This window comes from Microbacterium sp. Leaf159, from assembly GCF_001423615.1.
Classification (GTDB): domain Bacteria; phylum Actinomycetota; class Actinomycetes; order Actinomycetales; family Microbacteriaceae; genus Microbacterium.
The window spans coordinates 1267122-1292145 of record NZ_LMOU01000001.1; the positions used below are offsets into that span (position 1 = coordinate 1267122).

20 protein-coding genes are annotated in these 25024 nt (G+C 69.1%); 8 read left to right on the forward strand and 12 right to left on the reverse strand.

Annotated elements, in window-relative coordinates; genetic code table 11:
- Positions 1–439 precede the first annotated feature (439 nt).
- Positions 440–1255, reverse strand: coding sequence for an SDR family NAD(P)-dependent oxidoreductase (locus tag ASF80_RS06115; protein ID WP_056308906.1), 816 nt, complete (start codon positions 1253–1255; stop codon positions 440–442).
- Between the two features lie 69 nt (positions 1256–1324).
- Entirely contained in the window at positions 1325–2071 is a 747-nt protein-coding gene (locus ASF80_RS06120) for an SDR family NAD(P)-dependent oxidoreductase (protein ID WP_056308908.1), read from the reverse strand.
- A 241-nt stretch (positions 2072–2312) separates the two neighbouring features.
- Here ASF80_RS06120 and ASF80_RS06125 point away from each other — a divergent pair, with 241 nt between their 5' ends.
- The 3 genes from ASF80_RS06125 to ASF80_RS06135 are packed head-to-tail and all read left to right on the forward strand — an operon-like array spanning position 2313 to position 6303.
- Entirely contained in the window at positions 2313–3770 is a 1458-nt protein-coding gene (locus ASF80_RS06125) for an APC family permease (protein WP_056308910.1), read from the forward strand.
- A 42-nt stretch (positions 3771–3812) separates the two neighbouring features.
- Positions 3813–4652: a molybdenum cofactor biosynthesis F family protein gene (locus ASF80_RS06130; RefSeq protein WP_056308912.1), complete on the forward strand. Its 840-nt coding sequence runs from the start codon at positions 3813–3815 to the stop codon at positions 4650–4652.
- Position 4653: 1 nt separating this feature from the next.
- Positions 4654–6303 carry an amidohydrolase gene (locus ASF80_RS06135; RefSeq protein WP_056308914.1) on the forward strand — a complete coding sequence of 550 codons (1650 nt, stop codon included), beginning with the start codon at positions 4654–4656 and terminating at the stop codon, positions 6301–6303.
- An 81-nt stretch (positions 6304–6384) separates the two neighbouring features.
- Here ASF80_RS06135 and ASF80_RS06140 read toward each other — a convergent pair whose 3' ends face one another.
- From ASF80_RS06140 to ASF80_RS06150, 3 genes are all read right to left on the reverse strand, one after another.
- The gene (locus tag ASF80_RS06140; RefSeq protein ID WP_056308915.1) at positions 6385–7848 is read right to left on the reverse strand and encodes a GMC family oxidoreductase; all 1464 of its coding nucleotides are present in this window, start codon (positions 7846–7848) and stop codon (positions 6385–6387) included.
- Complete coding sequence (locus ASF80_RS06145; RefSeq protein WP_056308918.1) at positions 7845–9290, reverse strand: aldehyde dehydrogenase family protein; 1446 nt, start codon at positions 9288–9290, stop codon at positions 7845–7847. Before ASF80_RS06145 ends, ASF80_RS06140 begins: the two co-directional genes overlap by 4 nt.
- A 133-nt stretch (positions 9291–9423) precedes the next feature.
- Entirely contained in the window at positions 9424–9861 is a 438-nt protein-coding gene (locus ASF80_RS06150) for an Lrp/AsnC family transcriptional regulator (RefSeq protein WP_200934745.1), read from the reverse strand.
- A 151-nt stretch (positions 9862–10012) separates the two neighbouring features.
- On the opposite strand from ASF80_RS06150, the gene ASF80_RS06155 reads away from it, so the two are divergent.
- The 3 genes from ASF80_RS06155 to ASF80_RS06165 are packed head-to-tail and all read left to right on the forward strand — an operon-like array spanning position 10013 to position 13556.
- A complete protein-coding gene (locus tag ASF80_RS06155) occupies positions 10013–11140 on the forward strand; it encodes a thiamine pyrophosphate-dependent enzyme (RefSeq protein ID WP_056311848.1) in 1128 nt (375 codons plus the stop codon).
- Complete coding sequence (locus ASF80_RS06160) at positions 11137–12180, forward strand: alpha-ketoacid dehydrogenase subunit beta (protein WP_056308920.1); 1044 nt, start codon at positions 11137–11139, stop codon at positions 12178–12180. The genes ASF80_RS06155 and ASF80_RS06160 overlap by 4 nt, the downstream gene beginning before the upstream one ends.
- Positions 12177–13556, forward strand: a complete 1380-nt coding sequence (locus ASF80_RS06165; protein WP_200934746.1) for a dihydrolipoamide acetyltransferase family protein — start codon at positions 12177–12179, stop codon at positions 13554–13556. The genes ASF80_RS06160 and ASF80_RS06165 overlap by 4 nt, the downstream gene beginning before the upstream one ends.
- A 31-nt stretch (positions 13557–13587) precedes the next feature.
- On the opposite strand, the gene ASF80_RS06170 is transcribed toward ASF80_RS06165, so the two are convergent.
- Positions 13588–14871 (reverse strand): sensor domain-containing protein, encoded by a 1284-nt coding sequence (locus ASF80_RS06170; protein ID WP_056308922.1) that lies wholly within the window; start codon positions 14869–14871, stop codon positions 13588–13590.
- A 262-nt stretch (positions 14872–15133) separates the two neighbouring features.
- Here ASF80_RS06170 and ASF80_RS06175 point away from each other — a divergent pair, with 262 nt between their 5' ends.
- The gene (locus tag ASF80_RS06175; RefSeq protein WP_056308925.1) at positions 15134–16453 is read left to right on the forward strand and encodes an MFS transporter; all 1320 of its coding nucleotides are present in this window, start codon (positions 15134–15136) and stop codon (positions 16451–16453) included.
- A gap of 37 nt (positions 16454–16490) precedes the next feature.
- Here ASF80_RS06175 and ptsP read toward each other — a convergent pair whose 3' ends face one another.
- From ptsP to dhaK, 3 genes are read right to left on the reverse strand one after another with little or no spacing between them, the layout of a single operon-like run.
- Positions 16491–18995, reverse strand: a complete 2505-nt coding sequence (ptsP, locus tag ASF80_RS06180; RefSeq protein ID WP_082488199.1) for a phosphoenolpyruvate--protein phosphotransferase — start codon at positions 18993–18995, stop codon at positions 16491–16493.
- The gene (gene dhaL, locus ASF80_RS06185; protein ID WP_082488200.1) at positions 18995–19636 is read right to left on the reverse strand and encodes a dihydroxyacetone kinase subunit DhaL; all 642 of its coding nucleotides are present in this window, start codon (positions 19634–19636) and stop codon (positions 18995–18997) included. The genes ptsP and dhaL overlap by 1 nt, the downstream gene beginning before the upstream one ends.
- Positions 19636–20628: a dihydroxyacetone kinase subunit DhaK gene (dhaK, locus tag ASF80_RS06190; RefSeq protein WP_056311854.1), complete on the reverse strand. Its 993-nt coding sequence runs from the start codon at positions 20626–20628 to the stop codon at positions 19636–19638. Before dhaK ends, dhaL begins: the two co-directional genes overlap by 1 nt.
- A gap of 157 nt (positions 20629–20785) precedes the next feature.
- Here dhaK and ASF80_RS06195 point away from each other — a divergent pair, with 157 nt between their 5' ends.
- Positions 20786–21553 (forward strand): IclR family transcriptional regulator, encoded by a 768-nt coding sequence (locus tag ASF80_RS06195; RefSeq protein ID WP_056308929.1) that lies wholly within the window; start codon positions 20786–20788, stop codon positions 21551–21553.
- A 1-nt stretch (position 21554) separates the two neighbouring features.
- On the opposite strand, the gene ASF80_RS06200 is transcribed toward ASF80_RS06195, so the two are convergent.
- From ASF80_RS06200 to ASF80_RS06210, 3 genes are all read right to left on the reverse strand, one after another.
- The gene (locus ASF80_RS06200; protein WP_056308934.1) at positions 21555–23087 is read right to left on the reverse strand and encodes a GMC family oxidoreductase; all 1533 of its coding nucleotides are present in this window, start codon (positions 23085–23087) and stop codon (positions 21555–21557) included.
- 173 nt (positions 23088–23260) lie between these two features.
- The gene (locus ASF80_RS06205) at positions 23261–24265 is read right to left on the reverse strand and encodes a helix-turn-helix domain-containing protein (RefSeq protein WP_056308936.1); all 1005 of its coding nucleotides are present in this window, start codon (positions 24263–24265) and stop codon (positions 23261–23263) included.
- Positions 24266–24328: 63 nt separating this feature from the next.
- Positions 24329–24940 (reverse strand): TetR/AcrR family transcriptional regulator, encoded by a 612-nt coding sequence (locus ASF80_RS06210; protein ID WP_056308938.1) that lies wholly within the window; start codon positions 24938–24940, stop codon positions 24329–24331.
- Positions 24941–25024: the final 84 nt, after the last annotated feature.

Genomic DNA, 25024 nt, shown 5'->3' on the forward strand with positions numbered 1-25024 from the left:
ACCACCCCGTTTTACCCCAGATCAGATCCGTATTCCAATCTCCCGGAATGACACAGCAGGAGGCGCCCAGATCACTCCCGAGAAGCGATGGTGAACTGCAAAAAAGGTGCGACCGAGCAGGGAGATGGCGAGTGACGCGAACCCGAGACGCGAACCCGAACCTCGGGATGCGGAACTCGTATGCGGGACTCAGATGCGGGGCTCGGAAGCGGGACGCGGGACTCGGAAGCGGGACTCAGATGCGGGACTCAGATGCGGGGCTCGGAAGCGGGACGCGGGCTCGGGATGCAGGACTCAGATGCAGGACCCGGAAGCGGGACTCAGATGCGGGACGCGGGCTCGGGATGCGGGCGCACAAGCACAAGCACAAGCACGGAACGGGGAGGCGTCACCGGAGCGGGAGGTCCGACCCAGAATCCCAGACGAACGAACGAAGCCCCTACATCCCCGCGTGATCGAAGGCGATGGTCGGCACGTCCACGACATGCGATCCGCCGTCAGCCACGATCACGGCCCCGGTGATGTACGACGACTCCCCCGATCCGAGGAACCGCACCACCGAGGCGATCTCCGCGGGCCGTGCCGGTCGACGCAGCGGCACGTCGGCCGTCACAGCCGCATACGCCTCCTCGCGCGACCCGAGCCCTGCATGGGTCGCGAACTCGTCCATCTCGTCGTCGGCCATCGGCGTCTGCACCCACCCGGGGCAGATCGCGTTCACCCGGACCCCCTGGCGTCCGTAGTCGCGCGCCAGGGTGCGAGTCAGGCCGATGAGCGCATGCTTCCCCACCGTGTACCCGGCCACCGACGGCCCCGCGAACAGCCCCGCCAACGACGAGACGATGACGATCTGCCCCTTGGCCTCGATGAGCGCGGGGAGCGCCTCCCTCGCCATGATGAACGCGGTCGTGAGGTTGGCGCGGATTGCGGCATCCCAACTGTCGTCGTCGGTGTCTGCGACGGGCGAGAACCCGTGGCCTCCGGCATTGGCGACGAGCACGTCGAGACGGCCGAAGGTGGCGAGCACCTCGGCGACGGCGGCTCGAGCAGATGCCGTGTCGGCGGCGTCCGCGACGATCGGATGCGCCCCTACCGCGGCTTCGACTGCGCGCAGCGGTTCTGCGCGGCGCCCCACCACGACGACGTGCGCCCCCTCGGCGGCATACCTCTCGGCGATCGCCGCACCGATGCCCGTTCCTCCCCCGGTGATGACCACGACACGTCCGGAGACGGTGGATCCGACTGCAAGTCCCATTTCTGCTCCTGTTCTTCTGCGCTCTCGCGCGGTTCTCCGCGCTCTGCGCGATCATCCGGTCGATGGGGATCAGGCGGGGAAGCCTGACCGGGCTGAGTACCCGAAGTCGCTCACGACGGTCGTGCCGTTGATCGCACGGCTGCGAGGCGACACGAGATAGGCCACGTGCGAGGCCACCTCGTCAGCGGTCTGCACCGGAAAGGACGGTGCTGCGAACGCCTCGGCTCCGAGGTCGCCGCGACTCATCGGCGTGTCCACGATCGACGGCGCGACCGTGTTCACTCGGATGCCGTCGTCTGCCAGGTCGACCGACAGCGCGCGACCGAACTGCATGAGCGCCGCCTTCGACGCGCAGTACGGCACCATGCCGGCGGAGGCGACGAACGCCGAGTCGCTCGACAGCAGGACGACGGATGCTGCGGCGGCGGCGCGCAGCGCGGGAAGCGCTGCCGACACCACGAGGAACGCCCCCGTGACATTGACCGCGAACACCGCATTCCACTCAGCCAGTGAGATCCCATCGATCGGTGATCCCACAGGTCCTGAGATCCCCGCGCAGCACACGACCGCGTCCAACCCGCCGAGCGCATCCACCGCCGTCTCGACCGCCCTGGCGACCTGCGCCTCATCCGTGACGTCGGCCACGAGCACGACCGCTCCTCCGATGACGCCGGCCACCTCGGCGAGAGATGCACCGTCGCGATCGAGCAGCGCGACGCGCACACCTTCCGCGGCGAGCACCAGCGCGATTGCGCGGCCGATGCCGCTTGCCGCTCCCGTGACCAAGGCGGTGGTGCCGTGCAGCTGCAGATCCATGGTCTCCCCGAGACTCCGCCGCTGCGCCGGTGGCGCGGTGAGGACGGCGGTGTCTTCACCGTCATCCTGCTCCCGGCCATCCGCTCCGAGAATGCGCCGAGGATTGCTGTGCGCGCTGGAACCATCGTCCTTCGCTCAGCGTCAACCGCCACGGGCACCACCCGAGCAGAATCGCTCTATCGGCGACGTCTCTCGTCGTCGAGGCCGTCTCGCACGGCCGTCACCGAGCAAAGGAGCCGACGTGGCAGACCCGACATCTGCGTCCACGACGCAGCAGGACCACACCTCTCTCCGACCCGGCGCACTGGGCGTCGCCGGGATCGTCTTCCTCGTCCTCGCCGCCGTCGCTCCGTTGACCGGCATCGTGGTCGTCGCCTCCCTCGCGATCGCGCTCGGCAACGGCGGCGGCACTCCGATGTCGTTCTTCCTCGTGGCGGTGATCCTGCTGCTGTTCGCCGTGGGCTATGCGCAGATGTCGAAGCAGCTGGTCAACGCCGGCGGCTTCTACGCCTTCGTCGTGAAGGGCCTCGGACGCACGGGCGGACTGATCGCCGGTCTGATCGCGACGCTCGGCTACAACTTCTTCGTCGTCGGCACGATCGGCACCAGCGGCTTCTTCATGCAGAACATCATCCGCGACCTCACCGGCCTCGACGTGCACTGGTTGGTCTGGGGTCTGCTGTCGATCGCCGTGTGCTTCGTGCTGGCGAGGGTCGGCGTGGACTTCTCGTCGAAGATCCTCGGTGTGTGTCTGGTGCTCGAGGTGCTGATGCTGGTCGTCTTCGACGTGTCGGTGCTCGTCCAGACGGGATACGACCTGGCGGCGTTCAGCCCCGAGGCCGTGTTCTCGGGCTCGCTGCCGATCGGGCTGCTGCTCGCTGCCACCGGCTTCCTCGGTTTCGAGGCGACCGCGCTGTTCAGCGAGGAGGCGAAGCAGCCGCTGCGCACCATCCCCCGGGCGACCTACACGTCGATCATCGCGATCGGCGTGATCCTGGGCGTCACCACATGGGCCGTCGTCAGTGCGACCGGCGTCGCGCAGGCACAGGCCACGGCTCTCGAGCACCTGCCCACCGGCGACCTGATCTTCATGCTGTCCCAGCAGTACCTGGGCGGCCCGCTCACCACCGTCATGATGGTCCTGCTGCTGGTCAGCCTGTTCGCGGCCATGCTCGCGTTCCACAACTCCGCGACCCGCTATCTCTACTCCCTCGGACGCTCGCGGATCCTGCCTCGCGCCCTCGCCCGCACGCGCGCCAACGGCGCCCCGCAACTGGCCGGCATCGTGCAGGCGTCGTTCGCCGCGCTCGTCGCGATCATCTTCGCGATCGCCGGAGCCGACCCGATCCTCACCCTGGTCCCCGCGATGCTGGGCTTCGGAACGCTGAGCGTACTGATCCTGCAGGGACTCGCAGCGATCTCGATCGTCGTGTACTTCCGGCGCAAGGGCGACCCCCGCTGGTGGAGCACGTTCATCGCTCCCGGCATCGGGTTCCTCGGGATCGCCGCGATCTCGGTGCTCGCGATCGTGAACTTCAACATCGTCGCGGGCTCTGAAGAACTCGCGATCCGCCTGATGCCCCTGCTCCTCGTACTCGCGCTGATCGGCGGCATCGTCTACGGCGCCTATCTGAAGCGATCGAAGCCGGCCGTCTACGAGGGACTCGCCTCGGACCTCGAGCGCTTCAGCGACCGCTGACGCATCCGCACACCTCACAGCCACTCACATCCAAGGAGAGACATGACGACTCTGAACCCCGCAGACACCTCCACCTGGCTGCCCCTCGAAGGCCTCGCCCCCGGCTTCGATGCGAACAAGGCACCGCACTCCACCGCTCTCAGCGGCACGGAGATGACGGTCGTCGATGCACGAGGAACACGCATCTCGCACCGGTTCGCCGACACCACGGTGACGTGGGACTACCGCCCGGGCGCAGAGGACACCACGGAGGCCACCACCGACACCGATGACTACGAGGCTTTCGAGGTCGATGACGACCTCTACTTCGTGCAGTTCCACCACGACTACCTGCCGAACGAGGCTGTCTCGCTGGTCGTCGATCTCCGCCACGGCCGGGCACTCGCGATCATCTCGCTGATCCTGCCTTCTCCGGAGCAGGGCCGCACCCGTGTGCAGCATGTGTTCGCGCCGTCGGTGATCGAGGGTGCGACCGTGACCGGGGTGGAACCCGCACCCACCACGACCCTCATCGGCCGCAGAGTCGAGTGGGTGTACAGCGAAGAGCACGCATACGAGCACGTCTACCTCTCGGAGCGCTGGTACTCGTGGCAGTGCCTGGCCGGCCCCGAGCGCGGGCTCGCCGACACCGACGAGAACAGCGTGTGGGAGGTGCGCCCCGGCATCTACATCTTCGCGTGGCGAGAGAAGGTCATCCCCTGCGCATCCGTGACGATCGCCGACCACCGCGACGTGAACGCGATCCGCTCGCACGGCGTGCTCTTCGGCCTCGACGAGTCGGGCGAGGTGCCGACGCACTTCACGTTCGGCGCTCACGGCCGTCTGCTCTCCACCACCCACCACGCGGCGGGTCTCGAGCCGGCGCTCTTCGGAGCCGTCTGACATGGCGGCGGCCGAGGCCGATCTGATCGTCACGGGATCGGTGATCCGCACGGCGGATCACCGGCATCCGGTCGTCGAGTCGTTCGCGGTGCGTGAAGGGCGGATCCTCGCCGTCGGCACCAGGGGCGAGATGGATGCTCATCGCGGGCCGCACACACGGATGCTGGATGCCGGGGATGCCGCGATCTACCCCGGCTTCGTCGACGTGCACAATCATCACGCGATGGCCGGTCGCACCGAGCTCTTCGAGCTCTCACTGCCGCCGTCACTGACCCTCGACGAGATCCTCGACCGAGTGCGGGACGAGGCATCGACGTTGCCGCCCGATGCCTGGATCATCGGCGGGGTCGTGGCCACGACATTGCTGTCGACCCTCGCGAACACGGCGAGCCGGCAGCGACTCGACGAGGCCGCAGGCGGACGCCCCGTCGTCATCGTCGAGGACTCACGCCACAACCGGTGGGCGAACACGCGTGCGCTCGAACTCGCGGGGATCACCGCCGACAGCATCCCGTCCGGAGGTGTCACCGTGCTCGACCCCGACGACGGGACGCCGACCGGTGTCCTGCTGGAGGCAGCGGGCATTCCGGTGCAGGAGGCCTATGACCGCAGCGGTGGATTGACCAGCGAGCAGCACGTCGCCGCCTCCCGCCGGGGGGTCGAGATCCTGAACTCGTTCGGCATCACGACGTTCCAGGATGCCGGGGTCTCGACCGACATCCTGGGCGCCCTGGCCGCGCTCGACCGTGCGCAGGAGCTGAACGCCTGGGTCGTGTCGTCCCTGCTGATCAATGACGAGATCTTCGGATTCGATCCGATCGGAGAGCCGCTCATCGCCCGCGGGGAGGAGTTCCGCACGCCTCACCACCGACCGGACTTCGTGAAGATCTTCCTCGACGGCGTTCCGCCGGCGCGCACCGCGACGTTCCTCGAGCCGTACGTGGCCGATGCGGTGCACGGCGCGCACTTCCACGGCGAGACCACGATGACGTTCGACGAGCTCTATGCCTGGTTGCGTTCTGTGGCAGAGCGGGGACTCGGCGCCAAGGTGCACTGCACGGGCGACGGGTCGGCCCGGCTCGTGCTCGACGTCGCCGAGAGAATCCGCGCCGACGGCTTCACGACCCCGATCCAGATCGCGCACGGACAGTTCCTCGCGGACGACGACATCCCTCGCCTGCGCGCGCTCGAGGTGTCGGCCGACATCTCGCCGTTCATCTGGTTCCCGGGGGTCATCCCCCAGGCACTGGCCGAGGTCCTCGGCGACCGCGCGCAGCACTCGCAGCCCAACCGCGCGCTGCTCGACGCCGGTGCTCTCGTCGCCGGCGGCTCGGACTGGCCGGTCAGCGAATCGCCGAACACTCTCGAGGGGCTGCAGGGGCTCGTCACGCGCGCCGACCCCCTCGGCCGCGCGCCGGGTGTGCTGTGGCCCGAGCAGGCGATCACGGCGGAGGAGGCCCTGGAGGTCTTCACGATCAACGCCGCGACGGCCATGGGGCTCGGCGCAGAGACCGGATCTCTGACACCCGGCAAGTCCGCCGACTTCGTGGTGCTCGCCCGCGATGCGATCACCGGCCCCGCCGACGCGATCGTGCGCACGCGCGTGCTCTCGACCTGGTTCGAGGGCCGCGAGGTGTTCACCGGGAGCTGACCGTCGCAGAACGCCGAGACCCCCTCCTGCGCACGTCTGCAGGAGGGGGTTTCGGCGTTCGCGGAGGGCTCGGTGCCGGCCTCAGCCCGCGAGCAGGAAGCTCGCGCCCCGCTCGCCGATCATCGCCGCGGGCGCATTCGTGTTGCCGGTCGGCACGGTCGGGATCACCGAGGCGTCGATCACGCTGAGCCCCGCGACCCCTCGCACCCGCAACGTCGGATCGACCACCGCCTCGGCATCCGACCCCATCCGGCAGGTGCCGACCTGGTGGTGGTAGGTGATGGCGGTGCGGCGCACCCAGTCCTCGATGTCGGCGTCCCCCACCTCGCGGCCCGGATACGCCTCGGTCGCGCCCCACTGCTCTGCGAGGGCGGGCTGCGCACCGATGCGGCGGCACTGACGGACGGATGCTGCGAGCGCCGCGACATCTCGCTCGTCTTCGAGAGCCGCGAGGTCGATCAGAGGCGGGTCGGCGAGTTCGGGGCCGGAGAGCGTGAGCGCGCCACGGCTGTGCGGGGTCACGAGCCCGGCCATGAGCGTGAACCCGTCGTCGCCTCGCGGTTCGAGGTCGCCCCACATCGGCACCGAGAAGTGGATGGGCTGAGTGTCGGGTTCTGCGAGCCCCTCGCGACTGCGCCAGAACAGATGCGACTGCGTGACGGAGACCCCGGTCTGCGGCGGGCCGACAGGTCGCTCAGTCGTGAAGATGACCGGCGAGAGCAGATGGTCGTGCAGGTTCTTGCCCACCGAGGGCGAATCCACGACGAGGGGGATGCCGAGCGCCGCGAGTTCCTCGGCCGGGCCGATGCCCGACCGCAGCAGGATCACGGGGGAACCGATCGCGCCGGCGGACAGCACGATCTCGTCGGCGAAGAGCTCTTCGGAGTCGATCCCCGACCCGAGGCGCACGCCGACGGCGCGACCCCCTTCGACGATCACCGAGTGCACCTCGCGACCGGTGACGATCGTGAGCCTCTCGGCGATCGGCTGCGCATACGTCATCCACGTGTTCACGCGCCGCCCGTCTCGGATCGTCACCTGCTGCTGCGAGACGCCGTCGAGCGTGCCCCCGTTGTAGTTCGGGTTGTGCGGCAGCCCCTCCTCGACCGCGGCGTCGATGATCGACGCCTGGATCGGAGACAGCGCATAGTCGTCGGTCACCGGCAGCAGGTCGTTCTCGATCGCGTCGTACACGGGTTCGACCGCGTCCCATCCCCATCCCGTCGCGCCGGCGCGCTCCCAGGAGTCGTAATCGGATGCGGCTCCCCGCACCCAGATCATCGCGTTCAGCGCGTGCGAACCGCCGGTGACCTTGCCGCGAGGCAGATGCAGTCGCCGGCCGGCCGCGTGCTCCTGGGGCACGGTGAAGAAGTCCCAGTCGTCGGCGGAGTGCCAGAGCTCCCCCGCCCTCGACGGATCGTGGATGGCGGGGTTCGAGTCATAGCCGCCGGCCTCGATCAGCGTCACCTCGACACCGGCATCCGCAAGCCGCCGCGCGACGATCGCGCCCGAGGTGCCGGCACCGACGACGATCGCGGTCTTCATGCCTGAGCCTTCCGTCCGGGGCCGGACACGACCTGCGATACGGCGACGGATTTGAGCCCTTCGATACCGAACTCCAGGCCGTAACCCGAGCTCTTCACCCCGCCGAACGGCACCATCGGATGCAGTCCTCCGTGCGAGTTGATCCACACCGTGCCCGACTGCATGCGGGTCGCCGCCTCGCGCGCGGCATCCGGATCGCTCGACCAGACCGAGGCTCCGAGACCGACGTCGACCGCATTGGCGAAGGCGAACGCCTCGTCGACGTCGCTGTAGCGGATCACCGGCAGCGCGGGGCCGAACTGCTCCTCCTGCACGAGGGCTGCGTCGTTGTCGATGTCGGCGACTATCGTCGGGCGATAGAACAGCTCGCCGAGTTCGGGAGCCGCTTCACCACCGGTCACGATTCGAGCACCGCGGCTCTTCGCCTCCTCGACGAGCCGCGACACGATGTCGAACTGCGCCCGGTTCTGCAGCGGCCCCAGCACGTTGTCCTCGTCGAGCCCGTTGCCGATCGGCACGGAGGCCGCGATCCCGGCGAGCGCCTCCACCACCTCGTCGTAGACCGAGTCGTGCACGTAGAGGCGCTTCATCGCCGCACAGGTCTGCCCCGTGTTGATGAAGGCACCCCAGAAGAGATCCTCCGCGATCGCCGCCACATCCGTCCCCGGCAGCACGATCCCGGCGTCGTTGCCACCGAGTTCGAGGGTCAGGCGCGCGAGGTTGCCGGCCGAGCTCTCGATGATCCGGCGACCGGTGGCCGTCGATCCGGTGAACATGATCTTGTCGATGTCGGGGTGGGATGCCAGGCGAGCCCCGACCTCGCGGTCTCCCGAGACCCCGATCAGCACATCGGCCGGGAGCACGTCGTTCATCACCGCCAGCAGCGCGAGCACGCTCAGCGGGGTGTACTCACTCGGCTTCGCGACCACCGTGTTGCCCATGCGCAGCGACGGCCCGATCTGCCAGATCGTGATCATCAGCGGCCAGTTCCACGGACCGATCGCCCCGACGACGCCCGCCGCCTTGTAGACGAGCTCGGCGTGCAGCGTCTCGTCGTCGACGAGCACCTGGGGTTCGATCTCGATCGCGGCATTCGTGCGCAGCCAGGCCGAGCAGGCGCCCAGCTCGAAGCGCGCGTTCGGCCCGTTCAACGGTTTGCCCTGTTCGCGCGAGAGCAGGTGGGCGAGTCCCTCCGCATTGGCGTCGATCGCGTCAGCGGCGGCGACGAGCAGAGCGCTGCGCTTCTCGTGGCCGAGCGCCTCCCAGCCCTGCTGGGCCGCCTTCGCCCGCACGATCGCGTCGTCCAGATCATTCACCGAGTGCACGGGTGCGCGACCGATGACGTCACGCGTCGCGGCATCCGGGATCTCTCGCCCACCACCCTCCGGTGCCTGGATGCGGTCGAGCAGCGCGGCGGCTGCGGATGCGGCGGATTCGGACATCGGAACTCTCCTTCGAGCGGATGCGTGCCAAGGATCCGGCGCGCTCGTCTCATTGTCGAATGGCTCGCGACGGCGCGCTTGTCGAGGAGTGCGCCGCAGATGTCCGAGTGCGAAGGGATGCCGTCTCAGACGCTCAGATCAGGGTGAAGTCCTCGAAGATCAGTGTCGTCCGCGTCGAGCGGATCGACGGGATCGCCTGGATGTCCTCGAGGACGATGCGTCGGAGGTCTCGGGCATCGCTCGCCCGCACGAGCAGGATCACATCGAAGTCACCGCCGACGAGCGCCATGTGCTCGATCTCGGGGATCGCCCGCAGTCGCGCGCTGACCTCCTGCCAGGTGGCCTGCTCGATCGCCAGCGTGACGTACGCGCTCGCATGGTGCCCGAGCAGCACCGGGTCTGTGCGCACCGAGTAGCCGGTGATGATGCCCGCATCGGTGAGTCGCTTGATGCGCGCGTGCGCTCCTGCTCGCGAGATGTGCACCGCCTCGGCGATGGACGTCATCGAGGCGCGGGCGTCGCGTCTCAGCTCGCCGAGGATCGCGTCGTCGGTCTCGTCCAGCGTGATCATGGCACCCCTTCGTCCGGTCACGGAATTCTGACATTTTGGCACGAAGAACAGCAAGCTGCGCGCATCCGTCCACGATCCGATGAATCCTCTTGGACGAGTGTCGCGTGCGGGGCAAGCTGGCCTCATCGAGTTCGGCAAGGAGGGCGAACGGATGGAACACGCAGATCTGCTTCCGCGCGACGCGGCGGTGCAGCTGATCGATGCCGACGGTGCGACCGTCGTCGACGAGCAGTACGCGATGCCCGGCGCAGACACGCTGCTGGCCGCATACCGGGGGCTCGTCGAAGGACGCCGCATCAACGACCAGGCCAGTGCCCTCGTGCGTCAGGGACGCCTCGCCGTCTACCCGTCGTCGCACGGCCAGGAGGCCTGTCAGATCGGCGCAGCGCTCGCCATCGCCGCCGATGATTGGCTCTTCCCGACTTACCGGGACTCCGTGGCCGTGATCGCGCGGGGCGTGGCCCCTGCCGAGGCGATGGTGCTGTTGAAGGGCGATTGGCACTCGGGCTACGACGTGCGCGCGCACCGCGTCGCCCCGCAGGCCACTCCCCTGGCCACGCAGCTGCTGCACGCCGTGGGCTTCGCGTACGCCGCGAAGCAACGAGGAGAGGACACCGTCGTCATCGCGCTATGCGGAGACGGCGCCACCAGCGAGGGTGACTTCCACGAGGCCATGAACTTCGCCGCGGTGTTCCACGTGCCTGTCGTCTTCTTCGTGCAGAACAACGGGTTCGCGATCTCCGTGCCTCTCAGCCGGCAGACCGCCGCCCCCTCTCTCGCGCACAAGGCGATCGGCTACGGCATGCCGGGCCGGCGCGTCGACGGCAACGACGTCGCCGCGGTGCTGGCCGTGCTCGGCGAGGCCGTCGACCGCGCCCGCGCGGCGGGCGGCCCCACTCTGGTCGAGGCGCACACCTATCGGATGCAGGCGCACACGAACGCCGACGACGACACCCGCTACCGCGAGCGCGCCGAGGTGCAGGCATGGGTCGCTCGAGACCCGCTGGCACGTCTGCGAGCGCACCTGAGCGACATCGGCGCACTCACGGCCGAGCTCGAGGCCGAGTATGCGGCCGGGGCCGAGCGCATCGCGGCCGCGATGCGAGAGGCGCTCAACACAGATACCGACATCGACCCCGAGGATCTCTTCCGCTTCGTGACCGAGACGCGTTCCCCGCAGCTCGAGGAGCAGTGGCAGATGCTTCGAGGCGAGGTCGAACGGACCCGTGCCGCGGAGACCGGAGCGACCGCGCAGGCGACCCCCGGAGGTGCCCGATGACCATCGCACACGACGACGTCCGCGTCGATGAGCGCTCGACGAGCGTGTCGACCATGAGCATGGCGGCTGCGCTGAACCTCGCCCTCGCAGACGCCATCCAGTCCGACCCCGAGGTCGTGGTCTTCGGTGAGGACGTCGGCGCCCTCGGCGGAGTCTTCCGCATCACAGACGGGCTCACCGCGCGGTTCGGCGAGGAGCGCTGCTTCGACACCCCGCTCGCCGAGTCCGGCATCGTGGGCACCGCGGTCGGCATGGCCATGAACGGCATGCGACCCGTCGTCGAGCTGCAGTTCGACGCGTTCGCCCTGCCGGCGTTCGAACAGATCGTCAGCCATGTGGCGAAGCTCGGCAACCGCACCCGCGGAGTCGTGCGGATGCCGCTGGTGATCCGCATCCCGTTCGGCGGCGGCATCGGCGGGGTCGAGCATCACTGCGACTCGTCCGAGGCCTACTACGCGCACACTCCGGGACTCACGGTCCTCAGCCCGTCGACGCCGCAGGACGCGTATTCGATGCTCAGAGCAGCCATCGCCTCGCCGGATCCGGTGGTCTTCCTCGAGCCGAAGAAGCTCTACTGGACCAAGGGCGAGGTCGACACCTCCGTCATGGCCGAGGTCGGCACCGCCCGCATCGCTCGCGACGGCACCGACGTCACGCTCCTCGCCTACGGCGCGTCCGTGCCGCTCGCTCTGGAGGCGGCCGAGGTCGCCGCATCCGAAGGCCGCAGTGTGCAGGTCGTCGACATCCGCTCGCTCTCGCCCTTCGACGATGCCACCGTGACCGCAGCCGTGCGCGCGACCGGTCGTGCCGTCGTGATCGCCGAGGCGCCCGGCTACGCCAGCGTGGCATCGGAGATCCAGGCACGGGTCTTCGAGCGCTGCTTCGAATACCTCGAAGCACCCGTTCGCCGCGTGACCGGCTTCGACACCCCCTTCGCGCCGCCGAAGCTCGAGCACTGGTACCTGCCGGATGTCGACCGCGTCCTCGACGCGATCGACTCGCTGCACTGGGAAGACGAATGCCGGGAGGACGAGTCATGACCGCCCTGACCACCCGGGTATTCCGTCTGCCGGACCTCGGTGAGGGGCTGACCGAAGCGGGCCTCGTGCAGTGGCTCGTCGCGGTCGGCGACACCATCGTCACGGATCAGGCGATCGCCGAGGTCGAGACCGCGAAGAGCATCGTCGAGCTGCCCTCGCCGTTCGCGGGAGTCGTCACTGCACTGCACGGAGAGCCGGGCGAGACCATCGACGTCGGAGCCCCCGTGCTCGAAGTGGACGATGGCGCAGGCTCAGGTTCGCGTCCTGCTTCCCCCGAGTCCGTCGAGCACGACGCCTACCGCGAGGAGGAGCGCGCGGGGTCCGGCAACGTGCTGATCGGCTACGGCACGTCCGAGCGCGCCACATCCGGCCGGAGGAGGCCCCGTGCCGGCGCGAGGGTCGATTCCCCACCCGCACCGCCCTCGACCGAGCAAGCGCGGAGCACGCCTGAATCGGATGCCTCGGCACGACGCCCCGTGGCAGTCCGCTCACCGCTCGTGCGACGCCTCGCACGCGACCTCGGACTCGACGTGCACACCATCGCCGCAACAGGACACGACGGCGCCGTGACCCGCGCCGACGTCCTCGCCGCGGCGGTCGACGTCGCGGTCGACGGCGCCGCCGCCCAGCATCACGGCACGGGCGCAGGTGCGAGCACCGATGAAGGCGTCCTCGACGGCCTCTCCGTCGCGTCACGCGAGCGCCTGTCTCCGCTGCGCAAGGCCGTCAGCGCGAAGCTCGCCCGCAGCCGCTCCGAGATCCCCGAGGCGACCGTCTGGGTCGATGTCGATGCGACCGAGCTGTGGAACCTGCGCGCGCAGATGGCTCCCGAAGGAGGCAAGGCGCCGTCCGTCACCGCGCTCCTCGCCCGGTTCGTGCTCCTCGCGCTCGAGGACCACTCTGTGCTCGCGTCCCGTCTGAGCGACGACGCCTCGGAGCTCATCTCCTTCGAGGGCGTGAATCTGGGCGTGGCGGCAGACACCGACCGCGGCCTGATGGTGCCGGTCATCCCGCGGGCGCACGAGCTCAGCATCGAGCAGCTCGACACGACACTGCGCGAACTGTCGGCGACCGCACGATCCGGGTCCATGCCGGCCGAGCGCCTGCGCGGCTCGACCTTCACGCTGAACAACTACGGCGGGCTCGGCGTCGACGGCTCCGCGGCCATCATCAACCACCCCGACGTCGCGATCCTCGGAATCGGACGCATCATCGAGCGCCCCTGGGTGGTCGATGGGCAGATCGTCGCGCGCCGCATCGTGCAGCTCTCACTCGTGTTCGACCATCGGGTGTGCGACGGCGGCTACGCCGCGAGCTTCCTGCGCCGAGTGACGGAGCTCATCGAGCATCCGATGCGTGCATTCGGGAGGGTGTGAGGGTCGCCCGCACGCGGACGACCCTCACTACTCAGCTGAAGACGGCCGCCTTGCGAGCCGTCGCGTCCTCGACGGTGATACCCACGATCACGGCGTCATCCTCGACGACGTCGCGGTCCGATACGAACCGGAAGACCTGCCCGTCGCGGGTGGTGACGGCGTAGAAGTCCTCACCGGAGGACACGACGTCGACGATCGTGCCACCGGGGAACGCGGCGATCGCGGATGCGACAGGAGCGCCGATGCGGATGTCCCCTCGCGCCGGAAGCGCGGCACCATCCTGCACCGAGTCGAGGCTTCGCGCATCCCCGACCGTCACCGACCAGACGGCACTGCCATCCTCGACGGGCTGCACGAGGATCGTTCCGTCTCCCTCCGGATCGACGAGCGTCCACGGCCCGCCGCTGTATGTCGGATCGATGACCTCGGCCCCGCCGGCGGCGGCGAGAGCATCTTCCACCTCGGCGCCGAGCCGGAGCGGTCCGACGCCGCCGACTTCGATCTTCCAGTCGCTCCACAGTGCTCCCGGGTCGGTCGACGACTCCTCCTCGGCGACCGGCGGGTTCTCTGTGAGCGCCTCGATGAGGTCCGCTCGCGCCTCCGCGGCGCGGCTCTGCAGAAGGAGAGCAGCGGCCTCGGCGTCGAACGAACGGTCACCGGTGAACGGCTGCATCACCTGCACGATCACGTTCCCTGTGGAGGCGAAGGCATGGAACACACGCCAGTCGTAGCCGGCGTCGACATCGATCAGCGTTCCGGCGAAAGCACTGACGTCGTCTGCGCTCTCGGGTATGACGGCGTCGAAGGTGGCAGGGGCCTCCTTGGTGAACTGCCCGCACTGCTGGGCGGCCTGCAGCAGCTGGTCCATGCGCGACTGCGCCTGTGCCTCGTCGGCGAACTGCAGGATGTACAGTTCGCCGGACCCGTAGTCCGGATCCGTCGGCACCTTCCACTCGACCGTTCGGGCGCCGACTGTGCCGAGGGACTGCTCCGCGTAGAGCGCATCGCAGATGGCGGGAGTCGCGGGCATCCCCCCTCCGTCCGAGATCTGCTCGAGCACGGGCGACACGTCGCCGATGTCTGTGGCCTCCGGGAGCAGCCCGGTGATCTCGGATGGCGTCAGCAGGAAGCCGTCCAGCTCGTCACCGACGAACACCACGGGCCCAGCGTAGGGCGTCGGCTCCGAGGTCTCGGGTGTCGGCGACGATGTCGTCCCTGCCTCCGGCGAGGGCGCACAGGCGGTCAGCGCGAGGAGCGCTCCGACGCCGATGAACCCGAGTGCGGCCCGCCCTCGACCATGATTCTGAACATGCATGATTCACCCTCCGATACGCCCTTCACACCGTGATCCGGTGCCCCTGCGGCGAGCATATGGGCGCTCCGGGCGTGATGGGGAGGGCTGCGTTCATGTCGATATCAGAATGAGAGAAATCACATTCCGGAATCCGCATACGTCGAGGTCGGTACTTGGGCTGCGTGCCCGTGTGCGCTACTCTCGCTTTACTGACCGATCATTCGGTAAGTGACCCGGGCGATGGTGCATCGCTCTTGCCCCACCGCAGAACAATGGAGTTCGCATGACGTCAGCAGTATCCGCACGCAGTTCGACCACCCGGATGCCCTCCGAGGAGCGGCGGGTCCTCGCCAGCACCCTCGTCGGCACCTCGATCGAGTGGTACGACTTCTTCATCTACGCGCAAGCCGCCGGCCTCGTGCTCGCTCCCCTGTTCCTCGCGCCGATCGCCGAGGAGAACAAGGGGTTCGCGCAGATCCTGTCGTTCGCCACCATCGGAATCTCCTTCCTCTTCCGTCCACTCGGAGCCATCGTCGCCGGGCACCTCGGCGACAAGCTGGGCCGCAAGAAGATGCTCGTCTTCACGCTCGTGATGATGGGACTCTCCACCTCCCTGATCGGCCTGCTGCCGACCTACGCGGCGATCGGCGTCGCCGCCCCGATCCTGCTCATCCTGCTCCGCATCCTGCAGGGATTCTCGGCCGGAGGCGAGTGGGGCGGGGCAGCACTGATGGCCGTCGAGCACGCGCCGACCACCCGCCGGGGGCTCTTCGGCGCGTTCCCGCAGATCGGCGTCCCGATCGGCATGATCCTCGCCACGGCCACGCTCTGGGTGCTCACGAGCTCGATGTCGCCCGAGGCGTTCCTCGAGTGGGGCTGGCGCATCCCCTTCCTGCTGTCGATCGTGCTGATCGCCGTCGGCTACGTGATCAGGCGCGCGGTCGACGAGAGCCCGGTCTTCGAAGACCTGCGTCGTCGCCGTCAGGAGGCCTCGGCCCCGCTGGGCCGCCTGTTCCGCAAGAACACCAAGCAGGTCGTGCTCACCGCGCTCATCTTCATCGGCAACAACGCCGCCGGATACCTGCTCATCGCGTTCTTCGCCACGTACGCGGTCACCGCCCTCGGCATGGAACGTCCTCCCGTGCTGCTGGCCACGACCCTCGCCTCGTTCGGATGGCTCATCTTCACGCTCTGGGGCGGTCATCTCTCCGATCGCCTCGGACGCGTCCGCACCTTCCAGATCGGGTACATCGCGCTCGCGCTCTGGGCGGTGCCGATGTGGTTCCTGATCGACACGGCGAACATCCTCTGGTACTTCGTCGCGCTGTTCGTGATGACGTTCGCGCTCGGCCTCTCCTACGGTCCGCAGGCGGCACTCTATGCCGAGATGTTCCCCGCCAACGTCCGATACTCGGGCGTCTCGATCGGTTACGCACTGGGCGCGATCCTCGGCGGGGCGTTCGCCCCGATGATCGCGGAGGCTCTGATGAATCAGTTCCAGGCAGCCTGGACCATCGGCGTCTACATCGCCATCACGGCCGTGATCTCCCTCATCGCCGTCTCGATGGTGAAGGAGACGAAGGGCGTGGACCTGCACGCCTGAGCGGAAGCTCGCCAGACACTGTCGGCGGGTCGGTCGCTCAGTCGACCGACCCGCTGACGCTCTCGGATCCGAGCAACGCGACTGCCGCCGCACGGGCGTCCGCGGTGGTCGCCGCCTTCAGCACGGCCTCCGCCGCCGCTCGACACTGCGCTTCGGTGACGGCCTCGAGTGCTGCCGCCACACGACCCAGCGCCCGCGGCGTCATCGAGAGCGAGGTGACGCCGAGGCCCACGAGCACCGGCGCGAGAGTGGGATCCGCAGCGGCCTCGCCGCACACTCCGACCGGAAGATCCCACGTGCGACCGGCCGCACCCACCGCACCGATCAGGCGGAGGACGGCGGGCTGCCACGGATCGTTCAGCTCGCCGAGCTCGGCGAGCAGACGATCCGCCGCCAGCGTGTACTGGGCGAGGTCGTTGGTGCCGAGGCTGACGAAATCGACGACCTCGAGCATCTCCGAGGCGAGCAGCGCCGCCGAGGGCGTCTCGATCATGACGCCGACAGTCATGAGCCCGACCGCACGAGCGCTCTCGGCGAAGGCACGAGCCTCGTCGACCGTGGCCACCATCGGAGCGATCACCTCGACGACCGCCGATTCCGCCTCAGCCGCCCGTGCCAGCGCGCGCAGCTGATCGTCGAGCAACGCGGGCGACCGTCGGGCGATACGGAGGCCGCGAACTCCCAGAGCGGGATTGTCCTCGTGATCCGCGTTCGCGAACGGCAGAGGTTTGTCGCTGCCCGCATCGAGCGTGCGCACGACGACCCGGCGACCGGAAAACGCTGCGAGGACACCGCGGTAGGCCGCCACCTGTTCGTCGATGGACGGCGCATCGACCCGGTCGAGGAAGCAGAACTCGGTGCGGAAGAGCCCGATGCCCTCCGCGCCGGCGGCAGCAGCGGCCACCGCCTCCGCCGCTCCCCCGACGTTCGCGAGCAGACGGATGCGTTTCCCGTCGGCGAGCACGCCCTCCCCGTCGAAGGGCACCACGACCGATTCGGCCCTCGCCGCGTCGGCGCGCACCGGGTCAGGTTCGACCTCCGCGGTGCCGCGGTCGCCATCGACGAGCACGACGGCATCGGGCGCGATCCCCGTCGCTCCGGCCACTCCGACCACAGCCGGGATGCCCAGCGAGCGCGCGATGATCGCGGTGTGCGAGGTGGGACCGCCCTGCTCGGTCACCAACCCGACGCAGCTGCCGCCTTCGAGGGCGGCGGTGTCGGCCGGGGCGAGGTCGACGGCCACCAGCACGAACGGCTCCTCACGCTCAGGGACGCCCGGGACGTCGACCTCGAGGATCTCCGCGACGATGCGATCACGGACGTCGCGGATGTCCGCCGCCCGCTCGGCCATCCGTCCGCCGAGTGCCGCGAGGCCCTGCTCGTGCGAGACCGCGGTCTCCCACACGGCCCGCGCCGCTGTGCGCCCCTTGATCCGGACGAGCGCCGAGGCCTCGGCCACGAGCTCCGGATCGGAGGCGAGCAGACGCGAGGCATCGAGGATCGCCCGTGCTTCCCCGGTCGCTGTCGACGTACGCGCACGGAGCTGGTCGGCCACCGCCACCGCAGCCCACTCGATCGCGGACACCTCGCTCTCGCGATCAGCCGGCGCGACGACCGCGCTCGCATCCGGCTCGTCGAGTGGCGCGGCGAGGATCACCGCCGGGGCCGCGACCCGTCCGCCGCTCACTCCCCTCCCGCGCAGCACGGTTCCCGCCGCGATCGGCGAGCGAGCCGGCGTCTCCGTCTCGACCGACGGCGTCGCCGCGGCCACCGGAGAGTCCGTGACCTCGGTCGTCCCCTCCCCGAAACCGTCGTCGAAGAGAGCCGCGAGACGCTCGACGACACCCTCCGCGTCGGCTCCGGTCGCAGACAGCTCGACTGAGTCACCCTGTCGAGCGCCGAGGATCAGCAGTCGGGAGAGGCTCGCCGCGGCGGCGTCGGGTCCGTCCGGCAACTTGCGAAGTCGCACATCAGCTCCCGCCGATGTCTCGGCGATGAGCGCGGCCGGACGCGCATGGATGCCGAGCGGATTCCGCACGGCCACCACGCGCACGACGGCATCCGGGCGAGCGTGCGAGCCGTCATCGACGGGATCCGTCTCGACAGCCGGAGCACCGGCGTTCGCGTCGCCGAGCTGACCGGTCTTCGCGCCGAGGGCGGCCGAGGCCTCCTGCGCGACGACGTCGAGCGATCCGCCCGCCGCAGCCGACACCACCGCCGCGAGCAGTCCCTCCACGAAGGGCGCGGGCGCCAGGCGCACCGGCACGTCGCTCATCCGCAGCTCGAGCGCGAGTTCGGCGCTGAGCACCGCAGACCCCAGGTCCATCAGCACGAGCACCCCGTCGCAGTCTGTCGCGAGTTCGTCGATCGCCGCGGCCACTGCGACCGCGTCCGTGCCGAGGACGGGTGCGCCGTCGGCATCCGATCCCGCACCGGCTGCGACCCGCACGCGCACTCCACCCCCCTGCACCATCTGCAAGGCGAGCTCCAGCGCCGCCTCCCCGAGTCGAGCACTGTGGGAGACGGCGACGATGCCGATCATCAGGACGATTCCGCGGTGGCCCGGGCGAGTGTCTCGAACAGCAGCGTGGTCGATGCGGCGCCGGGGTCGAGATGACCGGCGCTGCGCTCACCCAGGTAGCTCGCACGTCCCTTGCGGGCGACGAGAGCCTCGGTGGCATCGCGACCGGATGCCGCGGCCTCCGCTGCGGCCGCCGTCGCCGCCCCGAGATCCGCTCCGCCGGCGATCGCCTCATCGAGCGCGTCGACCGCCGGAGCCATCGCGTCGAACATGGTCTTGTCCCCCGCTTCGGCCTTGCCGCGAGCGACGATCCCGTCGAGTCCTGCCCGCAGTGACGCGGCGAGCGCGGAGGAATCGAGCTCGGTGACCGGGCCCGCGGCCATCCCCATGCGCAGGAACAGCGTTCCGTACAGGGGACCGCTCGCGCCGCCGACGGAGCTCACCAGGGTCATGCCCACCGTCTTGAGCAGCTCGTCGACGGTGGCCGGCGCTCCTGCGTCGAGCTTCGCGACGACCGCCTCCATTCCTCTCGACATGTTCGCGCCGTGGTCGGCGTCGCCGATCGCCGAGTCGAGCTCGGTGAGCCACTCGCGCTTCTCCGCGATCACGTCGCGGAAGCGATGGATCCAGTCGATGAGCACTGCCGTGTCGACGCCCGTCATCATGCTCCCCACCGGAGGCCCGGGGTGCTGACCGGAGCATCCCACAGCCGCAGCAGCTCGTCGTCGGCCTTCAGCACCGTGAGCGAGCAGCCGGCCATGTCGAGCGAGGTGATGTAGTCGCCGACCAGGTTGCGGGCGATCTGCACGCCGGCCTTCTCGAGCAGCGGCACGACCTCGCCGTACATGAGGTACAGCTCGATCAGTGGCGATCCGCCCATGCCGTTCAGCATCACGATCGCAGGACCTGCGGCGTCGAGGTCGGCGAGGATCGGATCGACGAGCTGGCGGGCGATCTCGGCTGCCGGAGCCAGCGGCTCGCGGTGACGACCGGGTTCGCCGTGGATGCCGATGCCGATCTCCATCTGATCCTCAGGCAGGTCGAACGTCGGCTTGCCGGCGGCGGGCACGGTGCAGCTCGTGAGCGCCATGCCCATCGAGCGGCCCTGGCCGTTGATGCGCTTCGCGAGCTCGACGATCGAGGCGAGATCCTGACCCTCCTCCGCGGCTGCGCCGACGAGCTTCTCGAGCAGCACGGTGAGTCCGACGCCCCGGCGACCAGCCGTGTAGAGCGAGTCCTGCACGGCGACGTCGTCATCGACGATCACGGTGCCGACCTCGATGCCCTCCATCTCGGCGAGCTCGGCGGCCATCTCGAAGTTCAGCACGTCTCCGGTGTAGTTCTTCACGATGTGCAGCACTCCGGCACCCCGGTCGACCGCCTTGGTCGCGGCATGCACACGATCGGGAGTCGGCGAGGTGAAGACCTCGCCCGCGACGGCGGCGTCCAGCATCCCGACGCCCACGTAGCCACCGTGCAGCGGCTCGTGCCCGGACCCTCCGCCCGAGACCACCGCCACCTTGCCCGCGTCCTTCGGCGTGGCCCGGGTGATCACGCTGTTCTCGAAGTCCACCGACAGCTCCGGATGCGCGAGGGCGACGCCCCGCAACGATTCGGCCAGCACATCGGCGGGGTTGTTGATGAGCTTCTTCATCGTTCGATCTCCCTTGATCTCTGCGGTGGCGATCTTTCGCAATATTGGAAAGTTATTCGTCAATGTCGAATATGCTCGGGCGCAGTCGAGTTGTCAAGATCTACCTGGCGGCCGACGAGACCGCCCGGCTCGACGTCGACCGGAGGGAGGAGCCGCTGTGATCCAGGCCATCGATCGCGCAGCCAAAGTGCTCGAACTGTTGCAGGGCGCGCGCCACCTCGGCATCACCGATCTGGCTCTCGCGCTGAACCTCCCGCCGTCGACCGTGCACGGGATCGTCAAGTCCCTGCGCGAGCATGGACTGGTCGCGAAGGAGCGCGGAGGGCAGCGCTACATGCTCGGCCCGACGCTGCTGCGCCTGAGCAACGTGTACCTCGACACCCTCGATGTCAGGGCGCGCGCCATGCGATGGACGCAGGAGCTCGCGCGCCGGACGAACCTGCCCGTGCGACTCGGGGCGCCGCACTTCCATGAGGTCCTCGTCATCCACCACGACCTGCGTCCGGACGACAGCCAGCAGATGCTCGAGACCGGCGTCGCCATCCCCGCTCATGCCTCCGCGATGGGGAAGGTCCTTCTCGCGCACGATCTCGGCTTCCAGCGCACCGTCTTCGAGCGCCCGCTGCCCAGCCTCACCGGAGACACCATCACCGACGTCGCACGTCTGATCCTGGAACTGCCGGTGATCGCCGAACGTGGCAGCGCCACCGAGGTCGACGAGGCTGTGCTCGGCGAGTCGTCGATCGCAGCGCCCGTGGCCGACTCCTCGAACGACATCGTCGCGGCGGTCGCCGTCGTGATGCCCACCTCTCACGCTCCCGCCTCGGATGCCGTGCTCCACGCGCTGCGAGAGACCGCGCGGAACATCTCGCGGGAGCTCGGCGCGACGTCGTGGCCGCCGCGCGTCGCTCCCGCAGACGACTGACCTACTCGGCCAGCAGCAGATCCGCCGCGCGCTCGCCGATCATGATCGAGGGTGCGTTCGTGTTGGCGCTCGGCACGAACGGCATCACCGACGCGTCCGCGACCCGGAGCCCTGCGATGCCCCTGACCCGGAGCTGGGGGTCGACGACCGCGAGGTCATCGACGCCCATCCGGCACGTCCCGACCTGGTGGTGATAGGTCCCGACGGTCCGGCGGGCGAAATCGCGCAGCTCCTCGCGGGTCGTGACGCTCTCACCCGGGGCGAACTCGGACGCACGGAAGGGTGCGAACTCGTCGCGACCGCCGATCGCCCTGACCAGCTCGATCGCGTCGACCATCGCCTCGAGATCCCTCTCGTCGGCGAACACGTTCGGATCGACGAGAGGCGCGACCGACGCATCGGCAGCCGCCAGCCGCACGCTGCCCCGCGAGTGGGGCCGGACGATTCCGGCCGCGATCGTGTAGCCCTGCGCCGGAGCGGCACCGCCGTCCGTCGGATACGGAACATGGATGAACAGCGGCTGCAGATCTGGGGCGTCACCGGCGGCCACGACACTCGAGCGGGCATACAGCTGACTCTCGAGCAGGTTCCACTGCGGCGGGGCCACCGGGTCGACGGCGTCGTACAGCACGCTGACGAGCAGGTGGTCATGGAGGTTCTCCCCCACGCCCGGGATGTCGGCGACGACCTCGATGCCCAGCTGCTCGAGATCGCCCCGCGATCCGATCCCCGAGCGCAGCAGCACGGCGGGCGAGCCGATCGCTCCGCCGGACAGCACGACCTCGCGCCGCGCCTTCGCGAGGTGACGGACTCCGTCGACCTCGTACTCGACGCCGACCGCTCGGCCCTCCTCGACGACGATCCGGTCGACCAGCGCGTTCGCGGTCACCGCCAACGCCTCATGCCCCAGGATCGGTGCCACGAACGACTGCCAGGCCGATGCCCGCTTGCCGTCCTTGGTCGTCGTGTGGTTGAACCCCGCCCCGTCGAGGGTCTCCCGGTTGAAGTCCTCGGTGCGCGGGATGCCGCTCGCCACCGATGCTTCCACGAACGCCGCCGCGAGCGGATGCCGCTTGTCCGCAGGGATCCGCTCCACATGCAGCGGACCACCGGCTCCGTGGAACTCGTCGGCGCCGTCGACATGATCCTCCGACCTGCGGAAGTACGGGAGCACGTCCTCCCAGGACCAGCCGCTCGCGCCCTGCGCCGCCCAGCCGTCATAGTCACGGCGATCACCGCGCATGTAGATCATGCCGTTCAGGGAGCTCGATCCGCCGAGCGTCTTGCCCCGCGGCCAGTAGAGGACCCGCCCGCCGAGCTGCTCCTGCGGTGTCGTCATGACCGCCCAGTCGTTCGGCGACATCAGCAGCCCCGGCCATCCCTGTGGCGAGTGGATGTTCGGATCGCTGTCGACGGAGCCCGCTTCGATCACGTGCACGCTGTGCCCCGCATCCACGAGTCGACGTGCGATCGCACTGCCTGCGGATCCCGCGCCGATCACGATGTAGTCGGCACCCTCTGTGAGCTCGGTCATCACTCGTTCCTCTCTGAACGACAGGCGGTCACCGCCTGCTCTCAGACCAGGATCGCTCGCGTCGGGCGCTCCTGACCGGCCACCGGCGAACAGCGATATGCCGGATGCGCACGGATGTTCGTCCTCATGCGAAGCTCCCGCGCGCAGCGGAAGACGGCTCGGCCGGAGACGGCTCAGTGAGCGACGCTGAGCGTCTGCGCGCGGTACTCGCTGGGAGTGATGCCGAACCGGGTGCGGAACGCGCGGGTGAAGGCGGTCGCGTCCGTGAAGCCCCAGCGCGCGCCGATCGACGAGATCTGCTGTCCGCTCTGTGTCGGGTTGCTCAGGTCGCGCCGCGTGGCGTCGAGCCGGCGGTGCCTGATCCAGGCGCTGACGGTGTCGTTCTTGCCCTCGAACAGCTTCTGCAGGTACCGCACCGAGATGTGGTGGGCGACCGCGATCTGCGTGACGGTGAGCTCCGCGTCGCCGAGATGCGCGGCGATGTACAGCTCGATCCGCGTGAGCAGTGCGCGGCGGCCGACCTCCTCGCCGCCGTCCAGCTCCAGTTCGAGCCGCTCGCCCAGTGCGGCGGTGAGCAGGTCGAGCACGGCGTCGGACAGCGGCATCCGATTCTGCAGCGTGCCGTTCTCGAGCGTCGTGTCATAGGCCCGCAGCATCGACGACGCGATCGCACCGACGCCCTCGCGCCCCGAGAACCGCGAAGCCGTGAGTGCGCGCAGGCGTGCCCGATCGATGCGCAGCGTCTCGAGGGGGAACATCACCACGAGCATGCGGAAGGGCCCGTCGAAGTCGAGTGCGTACGGCCGCGTGGTGTCGTAGACGGCGAAGTCGCCGGGCATCAGGATCGCATCCCGGCCGTCCTGGCTGATCACGCTGCGCCCCTGCAGCTGCACGCCCAGCTTGATGTGGCCGGGGTCGTCTCGGGCGATCTCGGCCTTCGTCCGGCTCACCCGCACGGCAGACCCCGCGACGCTCGATACCGACAGCGGCCCCACGGGTTGAGCGACCAGCTTTCCTTCGAACCCCGACCGCACGGCACCGTCGGTCGACCAGGCGCGCAGCGGAACGAAGCTGCGGTTCACGGCATCGGTCCACATGTCGAACCGCTCGGCGGAGGGCACCGCACCGCAGTCGACGACGACTCTGCCGGCGACCGCCTCGGGTGTGCGATCGTCCATTCGTCACTCCTCGCTTCATCGCGTGTCGGACAGCATACGCGCATCACCTCGGCGTGGAGGGGGTCAGCGCGACTGCAGACCGTCCAGGCTCACCCGCAGGATGTCTTCGCCCAGCTCGTCAGGATCGACCGGTCCACCGGGCCGATACCACTCGACGACCGAGTTGATCATGCCGAAGATCAGCCTGGTCGCGACCGCGGCATCGACATCGTCGCGGATCAGCCCCTCGGTCTGAGCCTCGGTGACGATCGCGGTGACCCGCTGGTCGAACGCGCGGCGGCGCACGAGTGCAGCGGTCTCGACATCGCCGTTGCCCCGCACCCGCAGCAGCAGGGTCACCGACGGGAGCTTCTCGGTGAGCACGCGAACCGCCCCGCGGATGATGGATCGCAGCCGATCGGCGGCGAGCGGATGCCGTGCCGTCGCGTCGTCCACGACGGCCTCGAGAGCGTCGAGGGCGTCGGTCAGCGCGAGTTCGAGGATCGCCGACTTGGATTCGAAGTGATGGTAGAGCGCGGACTTGGTGAGCCCGAGGGTGGCGCTGAGGTCGGCGACGCTGGTCGCGTCGTAGCCCTGCTCGTTGAACACCTTCACGGCGACCGCGAGCACCTGCTCGCGGTCGTAACCTGGCCGGCCGCGCTTCGGGGCCGGCGCGTCGAATCCGGGCTGCGCCATGGGCCCAGTCTGTCATTCCCGATGAGTTGCCATTCGTCCGCCGATCTGAGATCGTATTCCTGACCGATCGGTCTGAAATTATCG